We start from the raw sequence: 15083 nt of genomic DNA on the forward strand, positions 1-15083 counted from the left end.
GGAGTCAATTCATGATCAAGCGGATCGCGACGATGGTCCGCCGCCCCCGGCGTGGCGCGCTGGCGGTGGCGGGAAGCCTATTCGCCTGCCTGCTGCCCGTTGCCGCCCATGCGCTGGGCCCTGGGTGCCAGCTCGACCCGAAGCGGGCCGGCAACTACACACAGGACATGGGAACGCAGGCCGCGCCCGGGCAATTCGCGCCAACGCTCCTGACGTTGGACAAGTCCAATCCGCCCGGCACGGTCGTCTACGATGCCCCCTTGCCGCCCGTGCCTTGGGTGTGCGTCAGCAACAGTGCGAGCACGGCGCCTTTCCTGGTGTCCGGAGGGAACTTGACCTCGGTACTGAACGAGTTGCGCAGGGTTGGACTGAAACTCATCATCAAGATCAACGGTTACCCGGACTGGGAACCCACAGGCAACACCACCGACGACAGATTCCGCTTGAGCGCCGAGCGTTACGCCCCCAAGTCCGCGACAGACCCCACGCTCACGGCGGCAGGGCTGCTGCTCGGCAGGATGCAACTGGTCACCGTCACGCCTCCGACCAAACCTGTCAGGGCCTACTTCCCCCCGTATGCCGACCTGGTCAGGATGCACTACGCATTCATCAATACGAATCACATCGAGATCGGCTCCAACAACGACACGGCCATAAGCCTGATCCCGACATGCATCGCCAAAATCTCGACGCCCGGCACGGTTCACCTGGGCAGGGCATACAGCGTGGGCAATCTGCCGCTGCCAGCGCCCACGCAGTTCACCATTGCCGCGGATTTCAACGAAGCCTGCGATGGCGGTTTCCGCGTCATCGACCTGGGCAGCATGGTGGTTCCACTGCAGATCAAGTTCCAGCCCGAAGGCGGCGCGGTGCTGACGTCCCAAAACCAGAACATCGAGCTGAAAAACACCGACGGCACGCCGAACGGCCTTGCGCTGCGAGTCAAGGAAAACGGCGCCATTCCGATCGCCTTCAATGAATGGCGCGCGACCGAGTCATTGACCGTTGCCCAGCATCCCAGGAACCTGTACTACTCGGCGGAACTGATGAAGACCGGCGCACCGCTGGTGCCGGGGACGTTCAGCCAGCAAGTCACGATACTCGTGACCTTTCGCTGATCCCCGGCCCCGCGCCAAGGACCAGCGGGGATCAATCATTCCAGACGCCGCCGGCGACACGCAACATTCCAACAAATACGTACGCGCGCCAAAGGCCTTGGATTACCCGGGCGTCACGATTCGCCCATTTGGGGGGCCTGGCCGCGAACATCCCTCGCTGTCACCAACGCATAGTTGTACCCCCGCCCCGACCAATACCGCGCCAGCAGTTCGCCATCCCTCCGGCTCCCTTGCGCCAAAAACTGGCCACCCGGCCCGGGCGGCCGGATATAGAACATCGCGCGCTGTCCTGCATTTTCGTAGATGACAAGCGCCGCCGGCCCCTGATCGGTAGCCAACAAACGCGCGGCAACAGGCGCGAACCCACTGTCGCTCAGATTGGGCAATCGCTCGGCATGAGCAAAGTACTCATCCAGCCAACGCTGCAAATCACCGGCGTCGGCGCGCACGTCCGGCTGCGGCGCCTCGGCAGACGCAAACATCCGATAGGCCTGTATCGCGTCCTGCATCGGCAGCACCCGATTCGCCAAGGCCGTATCGCGAACACTCCATCCCGTAACGCCGCCAATCGCCATTGCTACCACGAGACTCGCCGCCATCGCCATACGCCGTCGTGTACGGGCGCGTAGCCTCGCGCGGACGGCAGCAGGATCCAACACAGGGTTACCCGGAAGACTATCCCCGCTGCCCAATTCCCTAAGCCGTTGCGCATCGCGCCGCCACGCCTCCAGTTCCTGCGCCTCGTCAGGATGCGTCCGCAAATACGCTTGCAGCTCCAGCAATTGCGCCGGATCAAGCTTTCCATCCACATATGCGTTACGCGTCAGATCATCAATGGAGTGTCTATTCATTTCATTATCCTCAGGCGGGACTCGCCGGCCTGGCCCTCATGCAATTCGCGCAAGGCGCTGCGCGCGCGGGACAGGCGCGACATGACAGTGCCCAGTGGCACGTCAAGCATATCGGCGACGGCCTTGTAGCTCATGCCTTCCACGCTGACGAGCCACAGCAGCGTGCGCTGGGCCTCGGGCAGGCGTTCGAAGACATCCAGCGAAGATCGCGCGATGACCGCGCGCTCGGCCGAGGGCGCGGCGGCCTCGGAGCCGGAGAACCATGACAGCAGCCGCGCATACCGGCGCGAGCGGCGTTGAGAGTCCAGGAATTGGCGATACAGGATGGTGAAGAGCCATGCGCGCACATCCCCTTGCGAACGGCGGCCGCGCCAGCGGGTGAGTGCCCTTTCCAAGGCGGACTGCACCAGGTCGTCGGCCGATACCGGGTCGCGCGTGAGCCGCAGCGCAAAACGCCGCAGGCGCGGCAGTAGCTGGCGCAACACCGCGTCGGATAACTCTTCCGCAGGCATCTCGTCGTCGGTGGATGCCGGCACGTCTGACGGCAAGCGTACAGGCTGAATCATGGCGGGTTCCTGGGGGAGGCCTGCGCACCCAGCATACAGGCCAATGTAGTAAGACGCCGCCCCGGCGGGTTTATTCCCTGGGGGAATAACTTTTTTTGCGCAGCGTCCTACAAGGGTATTCATCGCCCCCTGGGCAAGGAGCCATATGCAACAAGGATCTGACCGCAACGGCCAGCCGCCGGGCCGCAGACAGCCGGAAAACAGTACTCCGGAGCGCCCGTCGCCAAACAGCCATCCCCTCACGATGCCCCAAACCTTCCTGCGCCTCACCGCAATCGGCGCTATCGTCCTCGGCTCCGGCGCCGCGTTCGCCTACGTAGGTGGCTGGCTCGACCCGCACCGGCTGACCCCCAATCAGGTAGTAAACGCCCTGGAAGCCAACAGCGGCGTCCACGAGGGCTTCCGCCGCAATCACGCCAAGGGGATCTGTGTCGTCGGCCGCTTCGAAAGCAGCGGCGCCGCCCACGCCTTATCCACCGCTGCGGTGTTCGCCGCTGGCAGCACACCGGTGGTGGGACGATTGGCCCTGCCCGGCGGCAATCCCTATGCGTCCGACTCCAGCGTCCCCATCCGCAGCTTTGCATTGATGTTCACGTCGTCCAATGGCGAACAGTGGCGAACCGGCATGAACAGCATGCCGGTGTTTCCAGTGGCGACACCGCAGGCGTTCTACGATCAGCAACTGGCCGGCCGTCCCGATCCCAAGACGGGCAAGCCCGATCCACAGCGCATGCAGGCTTTTTTCGCGGCGCATCCGGAAACGGCTGCGTTCCGCGCATGGGCCAAGAACGCCAAGCCTTCGGCCAGCTATGCGACGGAGAGCTATTACGGCCTGAATGCGCTCCACCTGGTCGATGCGAAGGGAACGCGGCAGCCGGTGCGCTGGCAGTTGGCGCCGTTGGACGCCGTGGCGGCGCCTGCGGCCCAGCCGGGTCACGATGCCGACTATCTGCAGACCGACCTGCAACAGCGGCTGACCCAGGGGCCGTTGCGCTGGCGTCTGCTGCTCACGCTGGGCCAGCCTGGCGATCCCACCAGCGACGCAACCCGCCAGTGGCCGGCGGACCGACCGACCGTTGATGCCGGCACGGTGGTGATAACGAGCAGCGCTGCGCAAACCGATGGCCCTTGTCGCGACGTGAACTACGACCCGACCGTGTTGCCGCAAGGCATCGCTGTTTCCAACGACCCACTGCTGGCGGCGCGTTCCGCAGCCTATGCGGCCTCCTATGAACGCCGCACTGGCGAAGGGCCGCCTCAAGCTGCCGCTGCGCCATCCCATTCCACCCAACTGGAGCGCGCCCAATGATCCCGTTGCCCAATCAAACCCGCCGGACACCCGCCACGTTCAGCCTTTTTGCACGTGTGCTGCATTGGTCGATGGCGGTCGGCATCCTCGCGATGCTGTTCATCGGCGTTGGCATGGTGGCGTCGGTTTCCGAACGACATCAGTGGCTGGTACAGATCCATAAGCCATTGGGCCTGGCGTTGCTCGCGCTGGTGTCCATACGGTTGGCCAGGCGGCTGTACAAGGAGGGCGCACCGGCGTTGCCCGCCGACCTGCCGGCCTGGCAGCGCCACGCGGCATTGGCCTCTCACGTCCTGCTGTACGCGCTGATGTTCGCGATGCCGCTGATCGGCTGGGCGATGCTGTCGGCCGGCGGGTATCCTGTGGTGGCGGGCGGTTGGCAATTGCCGCCGATCGCGCCCGCCAACGCGGCACTGTTCAGTCGGCTGCGGGACGCGCATCGCTATCTGGCCTTCCTGCTGCTTGCGACGGTGCTGCTGCATCTGGCCGCGGCGTTGTTCCACGGCTGGATACGGCGCGACGGCGTGCTGGAGTCGATGACGCGCGGCCGTTCCAAGCCTGGCTGAGGACGGGGCCGCCTGGATCAATCCCGAGCCAACGCAATCCCCGATGCCAGCGCCAGGCGGCGGCGCTCGGCCTGCACCTTGGCGCCGTAGCCGTTGTCGTCCGGCCCGGTCGAGCCGACATAGCAGGCCAGGCCGCCATCGACCGAGCCGCGCCGGTTGATGCAGTCGCGCAGGATGGTCGCGCCCACGGCGATGTTGGCGCCCGGGTCCAGCGGGTTCTTGCCCACGGCATCGAACTTGTCCTGGTGCACGCTCGTCATCACCTGCATCAGGCCTTGCGCGCCGACATGGCTTTCGGCCAGCGGGTTGTAGCGTGATTCGATGGCGATCACGGCCAGCAGCAGCAGCGGATCCAGCTGCTTCTCGCGGCCCACCTTGTACACGGTGTTCAGAAGCGGGCCGGTCGCGTCATAGGCGACCTTGTACTTGCGCGAAATATAGTTGCGCAACGCTTCGGCCTGCGGGCCGGTGGCGACCATGGCGGGCTTCTTGGGCGCGGCGGGCGCCGCGCGGGCAGGCCCCAGCATGCCGGTCGCATTGCTGGACGGCGCGGTGGGAACGGCCATGGCGATCGCCGACGAGGAATCGGCGCCGAGTTCGGACCCGGCTTCGGATTCGACGCCGGTCTGCATGGATGAAGGCGCGAGGGCGGTCAACAAGGCTTTGTGCACTTGCAATGCCTGGTCGCGCAAACCGGGCAAGGCGAATCCCATGCTTACCGTCACGATCACCGCAATGCCCAGGTAGAGGGCGCAGATGCGCAGTGATTCGGCAAGATATTGGTGCACTCCTTGGGCCATGCTCCTGAACAGGCTGGCCACTGACGCATCGGGCATGAAAACCTCCTGCGTTAAAAAAGAGGGAGTCAATGTTAACCTCTCTTTCTACCCAAGATGTAACCAAATAGCCGGGATCTGTAGTGAAATACCGCGACCTTAGAGACTTCCTCGCCCAACTTGAACGCATGGGCGAGCTCAAACGCATCGCCGCGCCGGTCTCGACGCGCCTGGAAATGACCGAGATTTCCGACCGCGTGCTGCGCGCCGAGGGCCCGGCCCTGCTGTTCGAAAAGGCCCTGCACGACGGCAAGCCGGCCGGGATGCCGGTGCTGGCCAACCTGTTCGGCACGCCCTCGCGGGTGGCGCGCGGCATGGGCGCCGACGACGTCAGCGCGCTGCGCGACATCGGCGAACTGCTGGCCTCGCTGCGCGAGCCCGAGGCGCCCAAGGGCCTGCGCGATGCACTGGCCAAGGTGTCGATGCTGAAGTCGGCGCTGTGGGACATGAGCCCCAAGAACGTCAAGGGCCCGGCCTGCCAGGAAATCGTCTGGGAAGGCAAGGACGTGGACCTGACGCGCCTGCCGATCCAGACCTGCTGGCCCGGCGACGTGGCGCCGCTGTTGACCTGGGGCCTGGTGATCACGCGCGGCCCCAACGCCCGCCGCCAGAACCTGGGCATCTACCGCCAGCAACTGCTGGGCCCGAACAAGCTCATCATGCGCTGGCTGTCGCACCGCGGCGGCGCGCTCGATTTCCGCGACCACGCGCTGGCGCATCCCGGCACGCCCTTCCCCATCGCCGTGGCGCTGGGCGCCGACCCGGCCACCACGCTGGGCGCGGTCACCCCGGTGCCGGACAGCCTGTCCGAATACCAGTTCGCCGGCCTGCTGCGCGGCTCGCGCACCGAGGTGGCGCAGGCGCTGGGCAGCAACCTCTCGGTGCCGGCCTGGGCCGAGATCGTGCTGGAAGGCCACCTGCTGCCGTCGTCCGATCCGCGCGCCATCACCCCGGTGGTGCCGGACGGCGTCAACCCGCCGCCCCACAGCGACTACGAGATGGCGCTTGAAGGCCCCTACGGCGACCACACCGGCTACTACAACGAACAGGATTGGTTCCCGGTGTTCACGGTCGAGCGCATCACCATGCGCCGCAACCCCATCTACCACTCCACCTACACCGGCAAGCCGCCCGATGAACCCGCGGTGCTGGGCGTGGCGCTGAACGAGGTGTTCGTGCCGCTGCTGCGGCGCCAGCTGCCGGAAATCGTCGACTTCTACCTGCCGCCCGAGGGCTGCAGCTACCGCCTGGCGGTGGTGTCGATCCGCAAGCAGTACGCCGGCCACGCCAAGCGCGTCATGTTCGGGCTGTGGAGCATCCTGCGCCAGTTCATGTACACCAAGTTCATCGTGGTGGTGGACGAGGACATCAATCCGCGCGACTGGAAGGAAGTGGTGTGGGCCATGACCACGCGCATGGACCCGGTGCGCGATACGCTGCTGGTCGAGAACACGCCCATCGACTACCTGGACTTCGCCTCGCCGGTGTCCGGCCTGGGCGGCAAGATGGGCCTGGACGCCACCAACAAATGGCCCGGCGAAACCCAGCGCGAATGGGGCACGCCCATCACCATGGACGCCGACGTCAAGAAGCGGGTGGACGACATGTGGGGGCAGCTGGGGCTGTAGCCCGATAGCCGGGCCTGCCGCCCTGGCCGCATCCCCCGCCCCAAAAGAAAACCCGCCGGATACGGCGGGTTTTCTTTTGGGGGACGCAAAGACCGGAATCAGCGCGCGTCGTTGCGTTCGTCGCGCGAATCGCGCCAGAGCTTGAACACCTGCCAGCCCACCAGCGCGCCGCCGGCCAGCTTGAGCAGCCTGGACTTGCCGCCGCCGCGCATGAACATGGCCGACAGCGACGAGCTGATGAGCGGATAGCGCCGTGCCAGGCCGATGGCCTGCATGGCCCAGCGCGATGCCCCGCCCGAGGCCAGCCCGGGCAGCAAGCTCTTGAACAGCGCGGCCGGTTCGAGCCTGCGCCCGGCGGACACGATGCCCTGCGCCAGCGATTCGCGCTCGATGGCGGCGCGGGCGCGCAACAGTTCGATGCGCACGGCGCGGTCGACGGCGGGAGACCTTTTCGTCATGATTCAGTCCTCCTGGCGCCGCTGCGCGCGGTCATCGTCCTGCGCGTCGCGCACGCGTTCGAGCAATTCGGCGTCGCGGCCCAGTTCTTCCAGCGTGACCGAGAACGGCGGCGGGCCGTAGACCAGGCCGTGGCGCACCACCAGCAGCAGCACCACGCCGACCACCAGGTACAAGGCCGCCAGCAGGCCCAGGGCCAGGTAGCGGTCTTCGGTGGGCCAGAACGCCACCGCGATCGTGATGGTGAACACCAGCACCGCCAGCGTGAGGAACAGCAAGGCGGCGAACGCCATGCCCAGCAGCTTGAGCAGGCGCGCCTTCTCGCCCGCCGCCTCCAGCGCCAGCAGTTCCAGGCGCGTGCGCATCAGCCCGACCAGGCTGGACGCCACGCCAAACACAGATTTGCGTAGACCCATGGCCAAAAGGACACCGGGCGGGCGAGCCGGCCAAAGGCCGGCGCCGCCCGCCCGGAGGTCCTGCCTTGTCAGCGGCGGCTGATCAGCAAGCCGAGCAGCAGGCCGGTCACGCCCGCGATGCCGATGGCTTGCCAGGGATTGTCGTGCACGTAGTCGTCGGTGGCGCGCGCCGCCTTGCGACCGCGTTCGAGCACCGCGTCCTGCGCTTCGTACAGGGCTTCGCGGGTGCGCTTGAGCGAGGTCAGGGCGCGTTCGCGCAATTCAGCGGCCTTGTCGCCGGTGCTGCTGGCGGCTTCGCGCAGCAGGCTTTCGGCGTCGTTCAGGCTAGTCTTGACACTGTCGATGAGTTTTTCTTTTGCGACGTCTTCGGATTTTCTCGTGGCCATGTTTTGAGCTCCTGTTTGTGTCTATGACGAAACCATCATACCAGCCGCTCCGCGATGAGCCCGGCCGGCTTGCTACCGTGTGCTACTTGATTTGCGTAATCTCAACGGCGGACTTGACGCCGCCCTGGTCGATATCCTGCTTCATGACCAGGTTGACCGCCGGGCAGTACCAGTCGGTGACCGTGGTGTTCATGCCGGGGATGGGAATCGTCAGCCCCTGGAACGTGGCCATGGTGGGATCGGAATTGCGGGTGTAGGTGATGGGGTGGCACGACTGCTGCCCCAACGCCGTGTTGATCGCCGCGGCGCGGCCGACCGTCTTGTCGCCGATGCGGACCGTGGTGCTGGGCTGGCCGCCGACCGGCGCTTCCTTGCCGATTTTCAGACGGAACGAATTGCCCGGCAGCTTCTGGCCGGCGCTCAGCTTGCCGTCGTAGGCGAACAGGCCCAGCATGCGCAGGTCGAACTGGCCTTCGGACGGCTTGGGCGCTTCGCCCGCGCTGGCGTACTTCAGGAAGGTGGCCTGGCCGCCCTGGACGGTCATCAGGTAATCGAGCTTGGACTTGCCAGGCGGCAGGCCCGCGTAGCTGAAGCGCGCCACGCCCTGCACGCGGGCGCGGCAGTTGTCGCCATTGCTTTTTGTAACCTCGGCGAAGGTCAGGTCGGCGCCCAGCGCGATATTGCCGGAGCCGGTCAGTTGCACCGCGCCGCCGTCATGCATGAACTGCGCATCGCAGACGCCGGCCTGCGCCGCGCCGGCCGCGCCCAGCGCGCCGGCCACAAATACCAGGGATGCCAATTTTCGCAACGCCACAAGCCACTCCAGAAATCCAGGAAACGCACCGCGCGCCGGTCCGCGCACGGCTGGCTTGATACTACACCGGTTGGCGAAACCGGCGCATGACGGAACGTGTCAGCCGGACGACGCGCCGCGACGGCCCCCGACCGCCCCAATGGCCCGCGACGGCTCGCCACGACCGGGCGACCCGCCGGCGTAGGCGCGGCGCCCGTGCCTATCGATCCCCTCGCTAGGCCACGGCCCGCGAGCCGGTGGCCGCACCGGCCTCGGCGTCGATATCCTCATCGGGCACGGCGGCCAGCGCCACGGCAGCCTGGGCGCGTTCCGGGTTGCCATGGCGCCGGTGCAGGAAATCGACCACCGCCGCGCGGCACGACAGATAGACAGGATCGTTGGCCAGGCGCACCCGGTCGCGCGGGCGCGGCAGCGGCACCGGCAGGATTTCGCCGATGGTCGCGGCCGGCCCGTTGGTCAGCATGACGATGCGGTCGGACAGCAGCACCGCCTCGTCCACGTCGTGGGTCACCATGATGGTGGTGGTGCGGGTCTTGGCGACGATCTTGAGCAGTTCGTCCTGCAGGTGCGCGCGGGTCAGCGCGTCGAGCGCGCCGAACGGCTCGTCCATCAGCAGCACGCCCGGCTCGATGGCGAGCGCGCGGGCGATGCCGACGCGCTGCTTCATGCCGCCCGAGATCTCGCGCGGCAGCTTGTTCTGCGCCGGCAGCAGGCCCACCAGGTCCAGCGCGGCGCGGGTGCGCTCGGCCAGCTGGGCGCGCTTTTCCGAGGCGCCGAAGACCCGTTCCACCGCCAGGTGCACGTTCTGGAAGCAGGTCAGCCAGGGCAGCAGCGAATGGTTCTGGAACACCACGGCGCGGTCCGGGCCGGGGCCGGTGATTTCGCGCTCGGCGCACAGCAGCACGCCGCTGGTCGGACGGGTCAGGCCGGCGATCAGGTTCAGCAAGGTGGACTTGCCGCAACCGGAATGGCCGATGAGGGTGATGAACTCGCCCTGCTCCACCGTCAGGTCGATGTCGCGCAGCGCGACGAAGGCGCCCTTGCGGGTGGCGAAGGTCTGGCCCACGCGCTCGATGCGTACGAATTTCTTCATGGCGCTACTCCTCGGTGTAGGTGAAGCGGCGGGCCAGCGCGACCAGCAGCGTTTCCAGGATCAGGCCGACGATGCCGATCACGAAAATGGCGATGACGATGTGCTCGACCTTCAGGTTGTTCCACTCGTCCCACAGCCAGAAGCCGATGCCGGTGCCGCCGGTCAGCATCTCGGCCGCGACGATCACCAGCCAGGCGGTGCCGATCGACAGGCGCACGCCAGTCAGCATGTACGGCAGCACGGCCGGCAGCAGCACCTTGGTGGTGACCTTCCATTCCGACAGGTTGAGCACGCGCGCCACGTTCAGGTAGTCCTGCGGCACGCGCGACACGCCGACCGCCGTGTTGATGATCATGGGCCAGATCGAACAGATGAAGATCGCCCAGATCGCGGCCGGGTTGGCGGCCTTGAACAGCAGCAGGCCGAGCGGCAGCCACGCCAGCGGCGACACCGGCCGCAACAGGCTGACAATGGGCGAGAACATCGCCCGCACCGGCGCGTAGCGGCCAATGGCAAAGCCCACCGGGATGCCCACCAGCGCGGCCAGGCCGAAGCCGATGCCGACCCGCTGCAGCGAGGCCAGCAGGTTCCAGCCGATGCCCTTGTCGTTGGGACCGTTGTCGTAGAACGGATCCGAGAACAATGCCACCGCCGCCTGCCAGGTCACGCCCGGCGTGGGGATCTCCGGGATGCGCATGGCGACCACCTGCCAGACCAGCACGAACAGCGCGAAACCGGCCACCGGGCCGACCACGGCGCGCAGCGCCGCTTCCAGCCGTTCGCGCCAGGCATCGGCCCATTGCAGGGGGGGCGTGGCGGGCGCGGCCGGCTGCGGCGCCGGCGCGGCGGCGGCCCGTTCCATACTCGTTACGGTAGACATGGCGAGTCTCTCCTCTGCGTGGCGGCGCTCAGGCCTTGACCTTGAAAGCGTCGGCATAGGCCGCCGGATTGCTGCCGTCCCAGACCACGCCGTCGACCAGCTTGGAACTGCGCATCTCGCCGGCGGGCACGGCGATGCCGGCGGCCTGCGCGGCCTGCTTGTAGACGTCGATGCGGTTGACCTGGCGCGCGGTGGCCAGATAGTCGGGATGTTCCTTGAGCAGGCCCCAGCGCTTGTGCTGCGTCAGGAACCACATGCCATCGCTCAGGTAGGGGAAGTTGGCCGCGCCGTCGCCCGAGAAGCGCATCGGATGCGCGTCGCTCCAGCGCTTGCCCAGGCCGTCGTCGTACTGGCCCAGCATGCGGTCGACGATGCCGCTGGCGTCGGTGTTGACGTATGACTTGGCGGCGATGGTCTCGGCCGTCTTGCGGCGGTTCTCGGGCGAGGCGTCGATCCACTTGCCGGCTTCCAGGATCGCGGCGGTGACGGCGCGCGCGGTGTTGGGGTTGCGCGCCACGAAGTCTGCGCTGGTGCCCAGCACTTTCTCGGGATGGTCGGTCCAGATCGCCTGGGTCGTCACCGCGGTGAAGCCGATCTTGTCGAGGATGGCGCGCGCGCCCCATGGTTCGCCGACGCAGAAACCGTCCATGTTGCCCACGCGCATGTTCGCCACCATCTGCGGCGGTGGCACCGTGATGACCTTGGCGTCCTTCATCGGGTCGATGCCATAGGCGGCCAGCCAGTAGTACAGCCACATGGCGTGGGTGCCGGTGGGGAAGGTCTGGGCGAAGGTGTATTCGCGCTTCTCGGACGCCATCAGCCTGGCGAGCGATTCACCGTCGCGGGCGCCGGCCTGCGACAGCTTGCTCGACAGGGTGATGGCCTGGCCATTCTGGTTCAGGTTCATCAGCACGGCCATGTCCTTCCTGGGCCCGCCGATGCCCATCTGCACGCCGTAGATCAGGCCATAGAGCACGTGCGCCATCGCCAGTTCGCCGTTCAGCAGCTTGTCGCGCACGGCCGCCCATGAGGCTTCCTTGGACGGCGTGATGGTCACGCCATATTTCTTGTCGATGCCCAGCACCGAGGCCATGACGACCGAGGCGCAGTCGGTCAGCGGAATGAAGCCGATCTTCACCTCGGCCTGTTCGGGCGCGTCGCTGCCGGCGGCCCAGGCGCCGGCGCGCACCAGCGGGTCGACCAGAGACAGCAGGCCGGCGCCCGCCACGGCGCGCGCGGTGCCGGCCAGCCACTTGCGGCGGCTGGCGTCGGTGGTCGAATCCGGGTCCGCGGCGGTGGCGGGAAGGCGGGGTTTCACTGGCGTCATACGGGGCTCCTGGCAAAAAAAAACGTCCCGCGCGCCGCGCGGGAACAACCCGCTGGCGCCGCGGAACGTCGTTGTTCCCTGCCGCTGTCGCGGCGCTTGGCGTGGTCGAGCCGCTCGCGGCCCGCCCATGAACCGTTAAGCAATCCGCGTGCCAAGGCGCCTCGCATGGCCGGCGCGGCGGCCCTGCGCCCGCGTGCCCACTGGCTTTGCGGGCGTCCACGGCAGTGGCGCGGGCGCAGTTTGCGGGCCAAGCCCGATGGCGACGGCGGGACCCGCGATCCAACTTGGTGCGTAAACGAATGCGGCGGCGCACCATCGATGTGCGCGCCACGCCACTTCCTGTGTTCGATGGCCCGGTCGCCCTGCCCCCTGCCGGCCGCCGCCTTTTTCCGCATTTACGGGCAGCGCGCCCGCGGACACCGGCGTTGCGTCGCGCCGCTTCCCCGGCGCGGGCATGGAACTTGCATAGCTTGAGGCGGCGCAACGCGCATGCGCGCCGCGCCAAATAAGTTATGGCTATATGGATTCAAGAAATCAGAAGTTGTGGGGATGAAACCCGGTCCCTATGATCGTTTGACCTTCTGCCGGGTGCGCCCGAGGCTGCGTGATGAAGCTTTTCCCGATTTTTGCCGATCTGAAAGACCGGCCCGTGCTGGTCGTGGGCGGTGGCGCGGTGGCCGAGCGCAAGACGCTGGCTCTGCTCGAAGCCCACGCCGCGGTCGCCGTCGGCGCCCCCGAATTGACGCCGGCCCTGGAGGCCTTGCTGGCCGACGGCCGCATCCGCCACCTGCCCGGCCGTTTCGACCCCGCGTGGCTCGAGGGCGCCTGGCTGGTGGTGGCCGCCACCGATGACCGCGACGTCAACGCCACGGTTTCCGCCGCCGCCCAGGCCCGCCGCATTTTCAGCAATGTGGTGGATGACCCCGAGCTGTCCTCGTTCCAGGTGCCGTCCATCGTCGACCGTTCGCCCGTGATCGTGGCCATCTCGTCGTCAGGGGTGGCGCCGGTGCTGGCGCGGCGCCTGCGCGAACGCATCGAATCGCTGTTCGACCACAGCCTGGGCCGCCTGGCAGCACTGGCCGAACGCTACCGCGCGCGCATCCGCGCCGGCCATCCCGACCTGGGCGCGCGGCGCCGCTTCTACGACTGGCTGCTGGACGGCCCGGTGGCCGGCCTGCTGCGCCAGCAGCGGCCCGAGGCCGCCGAAGCCGCGCTGGACGCGGCGCTGGCCCAGCCGCTCAGGCCGGCCGAGGGCAGCGTGGTGCTGGTGGGCGCCGGCCCCGGCGACCCCGGCCTGCTGACGCTGAAGGCGCTGCGCGCGCTGAACGAAGCCGACGTGATCCTGTACGACCGGCTGGTCAGCGACGAGGTCATGTCGCTGGCGCGCCGCGACGCCGAGCGCGTTGCGGTGGGCAAGCTGCCGGGCGAAGACCACCACGCCACGCAGGCGCGCATCCACGCCCTGCTGGTCGAGCACGCCCGCGCCGGCCGCCGCGTGGTGCGCCTGAAGGGCGGCGACGCCTTCATCTTCGGCCGCGGCGGCGAAGAACTGGAACATCTGCGCGCGCATGGCGTGCGCTACGAGGTCGTGCCCGGCATCACCGCGGCGCTGGCCTGTGCGGCCTATGCCGGCATTCCGCTGACACACCGCGAGCACGCGCAATCGGTGCGCCTGGTGACGGCGCACTGCCGCGAGGACGAGGACAATCTGGACTGGCCGGCGCTGGCGCGAGAACGCCAGACGCTGGCGTTCTACATGGGCGTGGGCCAGCTGGAATTGCTGACGCAGCGCCTGATCCGCCATGGCCGCGCCGCGACCACGCCGTTCGCGCTGATCGAGAACGGCAGCCGGCCCGAGCAGCGGGTGCTGTCCGGCCCGCTGGAAGACCTGCCGCGTTTGGCGCGGGCGCACGCCATCCGCTCCCCCGCCCTGCTGATCGTGGGCGAAGTCGCGGGACTGGCGCAATCACTGCATTGGTTCGGCGAGCACCTGGAAGGCGCGCCGCAAAGGCTGGCGGCGTAGCGGCCGCGTGGGCCACGGCTGCCGTCGGCGGGCCGGGGCCGCGCCGCCTCTGGCTCCGGCTTCAGTCGGTCTTCTGGGTGGTGCCGAAGATGCGGTCGCCGGCGTCGCCCAGGCCCGGCATGATGTAGCCGTGCTCGTTCAGGCCGTCGTCGATGGACGCGGTGTAGATATGCACGTCCGGGTGCTTGGACAGCACCGCGTCGATGCCGACCGGCGCGGCCACCAGCACCAGCGCGCGGATTTCCTTGCAGCCGGCGCGCTTGAGCAGGTCGATGGCGGCGACCATGGAGCCGCCGGTGGCCAGCATCGGGTCGACGATCAGCGCCAGGCGCTGGTCCAGTTCGCCCACCAGGCGTTCCAGGTAGGTGTGCGCTTCGAGCGTCTCTTCGTTGCGGGCCACGCCCACCACGCTGACCTTGGCGCCCGGGATCAGGCTGAGCACGCCGTCCAGCATGCCGATGCCGGCGCGCAGGATGGGCACCACGGTGACTTTCTTGCCGGCGATCTTCTCGACCTGCACGGCGCCACACCAGCCTTCGACGGTGGCGGGCGCCAGCGGCAGGTCCTTGGACGCTTCGTAAGTGAGCAGCGCGCCCACTTCCTGCGACAGTTCACGGAAGCTCTTGGTACTGAGGTCGGCGCGGCGCATGATCCCGAGCTTGTGGCGGATCAGCGGATGGCGGATTTCGTGCACGGGCATGTGCGTAAATCTCCAGAATATTGATAAGCAGGGTTGGTTCGCCTCAGGCGCCGCCACAACATGGCGCACGCCCGAGAATCGTAATCGGTTTGGCAGGAGGATGCAGGGGGCCGC

At 67.5% G+C, this 15083-nt stretch carries 16 protein-coding genes; 5 read left to right on the forward strand and 11 right to left on the reverse strand.

The genetic code is table 11. The features are described 5' to 3' along the window. Positions 1-11: 11 nt before the first annotated feature. A complete protein-coding gene (locus tag ACUTAG_RS08045; RefSeq protein ID WP_058665119.1) occupies positions 12-1118 on the forward strand; it encodes a hypothetical protein in 1107 nt (368 codons plus the stop codon). Positions 1119-1231: 113 nt separating this feature from the next. Here the strand turns inward: ACUTAG_RS08045 and ACUTAG_RS08050 are convergent, their stop codons facing one another. Beyond that, entirely contained in the window at positions 1232-1969 is a 738-nt protein-coding gene (locus ACUTAG_RS08050; RefSeq protein WP_070539848.1) for an anti-sigma factor family protein, read from the reverse strand. Beyond that, complete coding sequence (locus ACUTAG_RS08055; protein ID WP_054446725.1) at positions 1966-2481, reverse strand: sigma-70 family RNA polymerase sigma factor; 516 nt, start codon at positions 2479-2481, stop codon at positions 1966-1968. The genes ACUTAG_RS08050 and ACUTAG_RS08055 overlap by 4 nt, the downstream gene beginning before the upstream one ends. A gap of 298 nt (positions 2482-2779) precedes the next feature. On the opposite strand from ACUTAG_RS08055, the gene ACUTAG_RS08060 reads away from it, so the two are divergent. Both ACUTAG_RS08060 and ACUTAG_RS08065 read left to right on the forward strand, forming a co-directional pair. Continuing rightward, complete coding sequence (locus ACUTAG_RS08060) at positions 2780-3844, forward strand: catalase family peroxidase (protein ID WP_148319260.1); 1065 nt, start codon at positions 2780-2782, stop codon at positions 3842-3844. After that, positions 3841-4410 (forward strand): cytochrome b, encoded by a 570-nt coding sequence (locus tag ACUTAG_RS08065; protein WP_148319240.1) that lies wholly within the window; start codon positions 3841-3843, stop codon positions 4408-4410. The genes ACUTAG_RS08060 and ACUTAG_RS08065 overlap by 4 nt, the downstream gene beginning before the upstream one ends. A 17-nt stretch (positions 4411-4427) precedes the next feature. Here the strand turns inward: ACUTAG_RS08065 and ACUTAG_RS08070 are convergent, their stop codons facing one another. Beyond that, a complete protein-coding gene (locus ACUTAG_RS08070; RefSeq protein ID WP_006386629.1) occupies positions 4428-5246 on the reverse strand; it encodes a lytic transglycosylase domain-containing protein in 819 nt (272 codons plus the stop codon). 83 nt (positions 5247-5329) lie between these two features. Between ACUTAG_RS08070 and ACUTAG_RS08075 the strand changes: the two genes are divergently transcribed. Next, positions 5330-6874: a UbiD family decarboxylase gene (locus ACUTAG_RS08075; protein WP_148319242.1), complete on the forward strand. Its 1545-nt coding sequence runs from the start codon at positions 5330-5332 to the stop codon at positions 6872-6874. A gap of 98 nt (positions 6875-6972) precedes the next feature. Here ACUTAG_RS08075 and ACUTAG_RS08080 read toward each other — a convergent pair whose 3' ends face one another. From ACUTAG_RS08080 to ACUTAG_RS08110, 7 genes are all read right to left on the reverse strand, one after another. Continuing rightward, a complete protein-coding gene (locus ACUTAG_RS08080) occupies positions 6973-7332 on the reverse strand; it encodes a hypothetical protein (RefSeq protein ID WP_020926680.1) in 360 nt (119 codons plus the stop codon). A 3-nt stretch (positions 7333-7335) separates the two neighbouring features. Beyond that, positions 7336-7746 carry a phage holin family protein gene (locus tag ACUTAG_RS08085; RefSeq protein WP_148319244.1) on the reverse strand — a complete coding sequence of 137 codons (411 nt, stop codon included), beginning with the start codon at positions 7744-7746 and terminating at the stop codon, positions 7336-7338. A gap of 68 nt (positions 7747-7814) precedes the next feature. Next, positions 7815-8132: a DUF883 family protein gene (locus ACUTAG_RS08090; protein ID WP_006386633.1), complete on the reverse strand. Its 318-nt coding sequence runs from the start codon at positions 8130-8132 to the stop codon at positions 7815-7817. An 82-nt stretch (positions 8133-8214) separates the two neighbouring features. Then, on the reverse strand, positions 8215-8940 hold the full coding sequence (locus ACUTAG_RS08095; protein WP_148319262.1) for a hypothetical protein: 726 nt from the start codon (positions 8938-8940) through the stop codon (positions 8215-8217). 220 nt (positions 8941-9160) lie between these two features. Next, on the reverse strand, positions 9161-10039 hold the full coding sequence (locus ACUTAG_RS08100; protein ID WP_020926678.1) for an ABC transporter ATP-binding protein: 879 nt from the start codon (positions 10037-10039) through the stop codon (positions 9161-9163). 4 nt (positions 10040-10043) lie between these two features. Further along, the gene (gene ntrB, locus ACUTAG_RS08105; RefSeq protein WP_026384961.1) at positions 10044-10919 is read right to left on the reverse strand and encodes a nitrate ABC transporter permease; all 876 of its coding nucleotides are present in this window, start codon (positions 10917-10919) and stop codon (positions 10044-10046) included. Positions 10920-10947: 28 nt separating this feature from the next. Next, a complete protein-coding gene (locus ACUTAG_RS08110) occupies positions 10948-12246 on the reverse strand; it encodes a CmpA/NrtA family ABC transporter substrate-binding protein (RefSeq protein WP_047993284.1) in 1299 nt (432 codons plus the stop codon). A 607-nt stretch (positions 12247-12853) separates the two neighbouring features. On the opposite strand from ACUTAG_RS08110, the gene cysG reads away from it, so the two are divergent. Further along, entirely contained in the window at positions 12854-14269 is a 1416-nt protein-coding gene (gene cysG / locus ACUTAG_RS08115; protein ID WP_058665123.1) for a siroheme synthase CysG, read from the forward strand. Between the two features lie 61 nt (positions 14270-14330). Here the strand turns inward: cysG and upp are convergent, their stop codons facing one another. Continuing rightward, entirely contained in the window at positions 14331-14969 is a 639-nt protein-coding gene (upp, locus tag ACUTAG_RS08120; RefSeq protein WP_006386639.1) for a uracil phosphoribosyltransferase, read from the reverse strand. Positions 14970-15083 lie beyond the last annotated feature (114 nt).

The sequence above is a fragment of the Achromobacter sp. CSND-B12 genome (assembly GCF_052906545.1).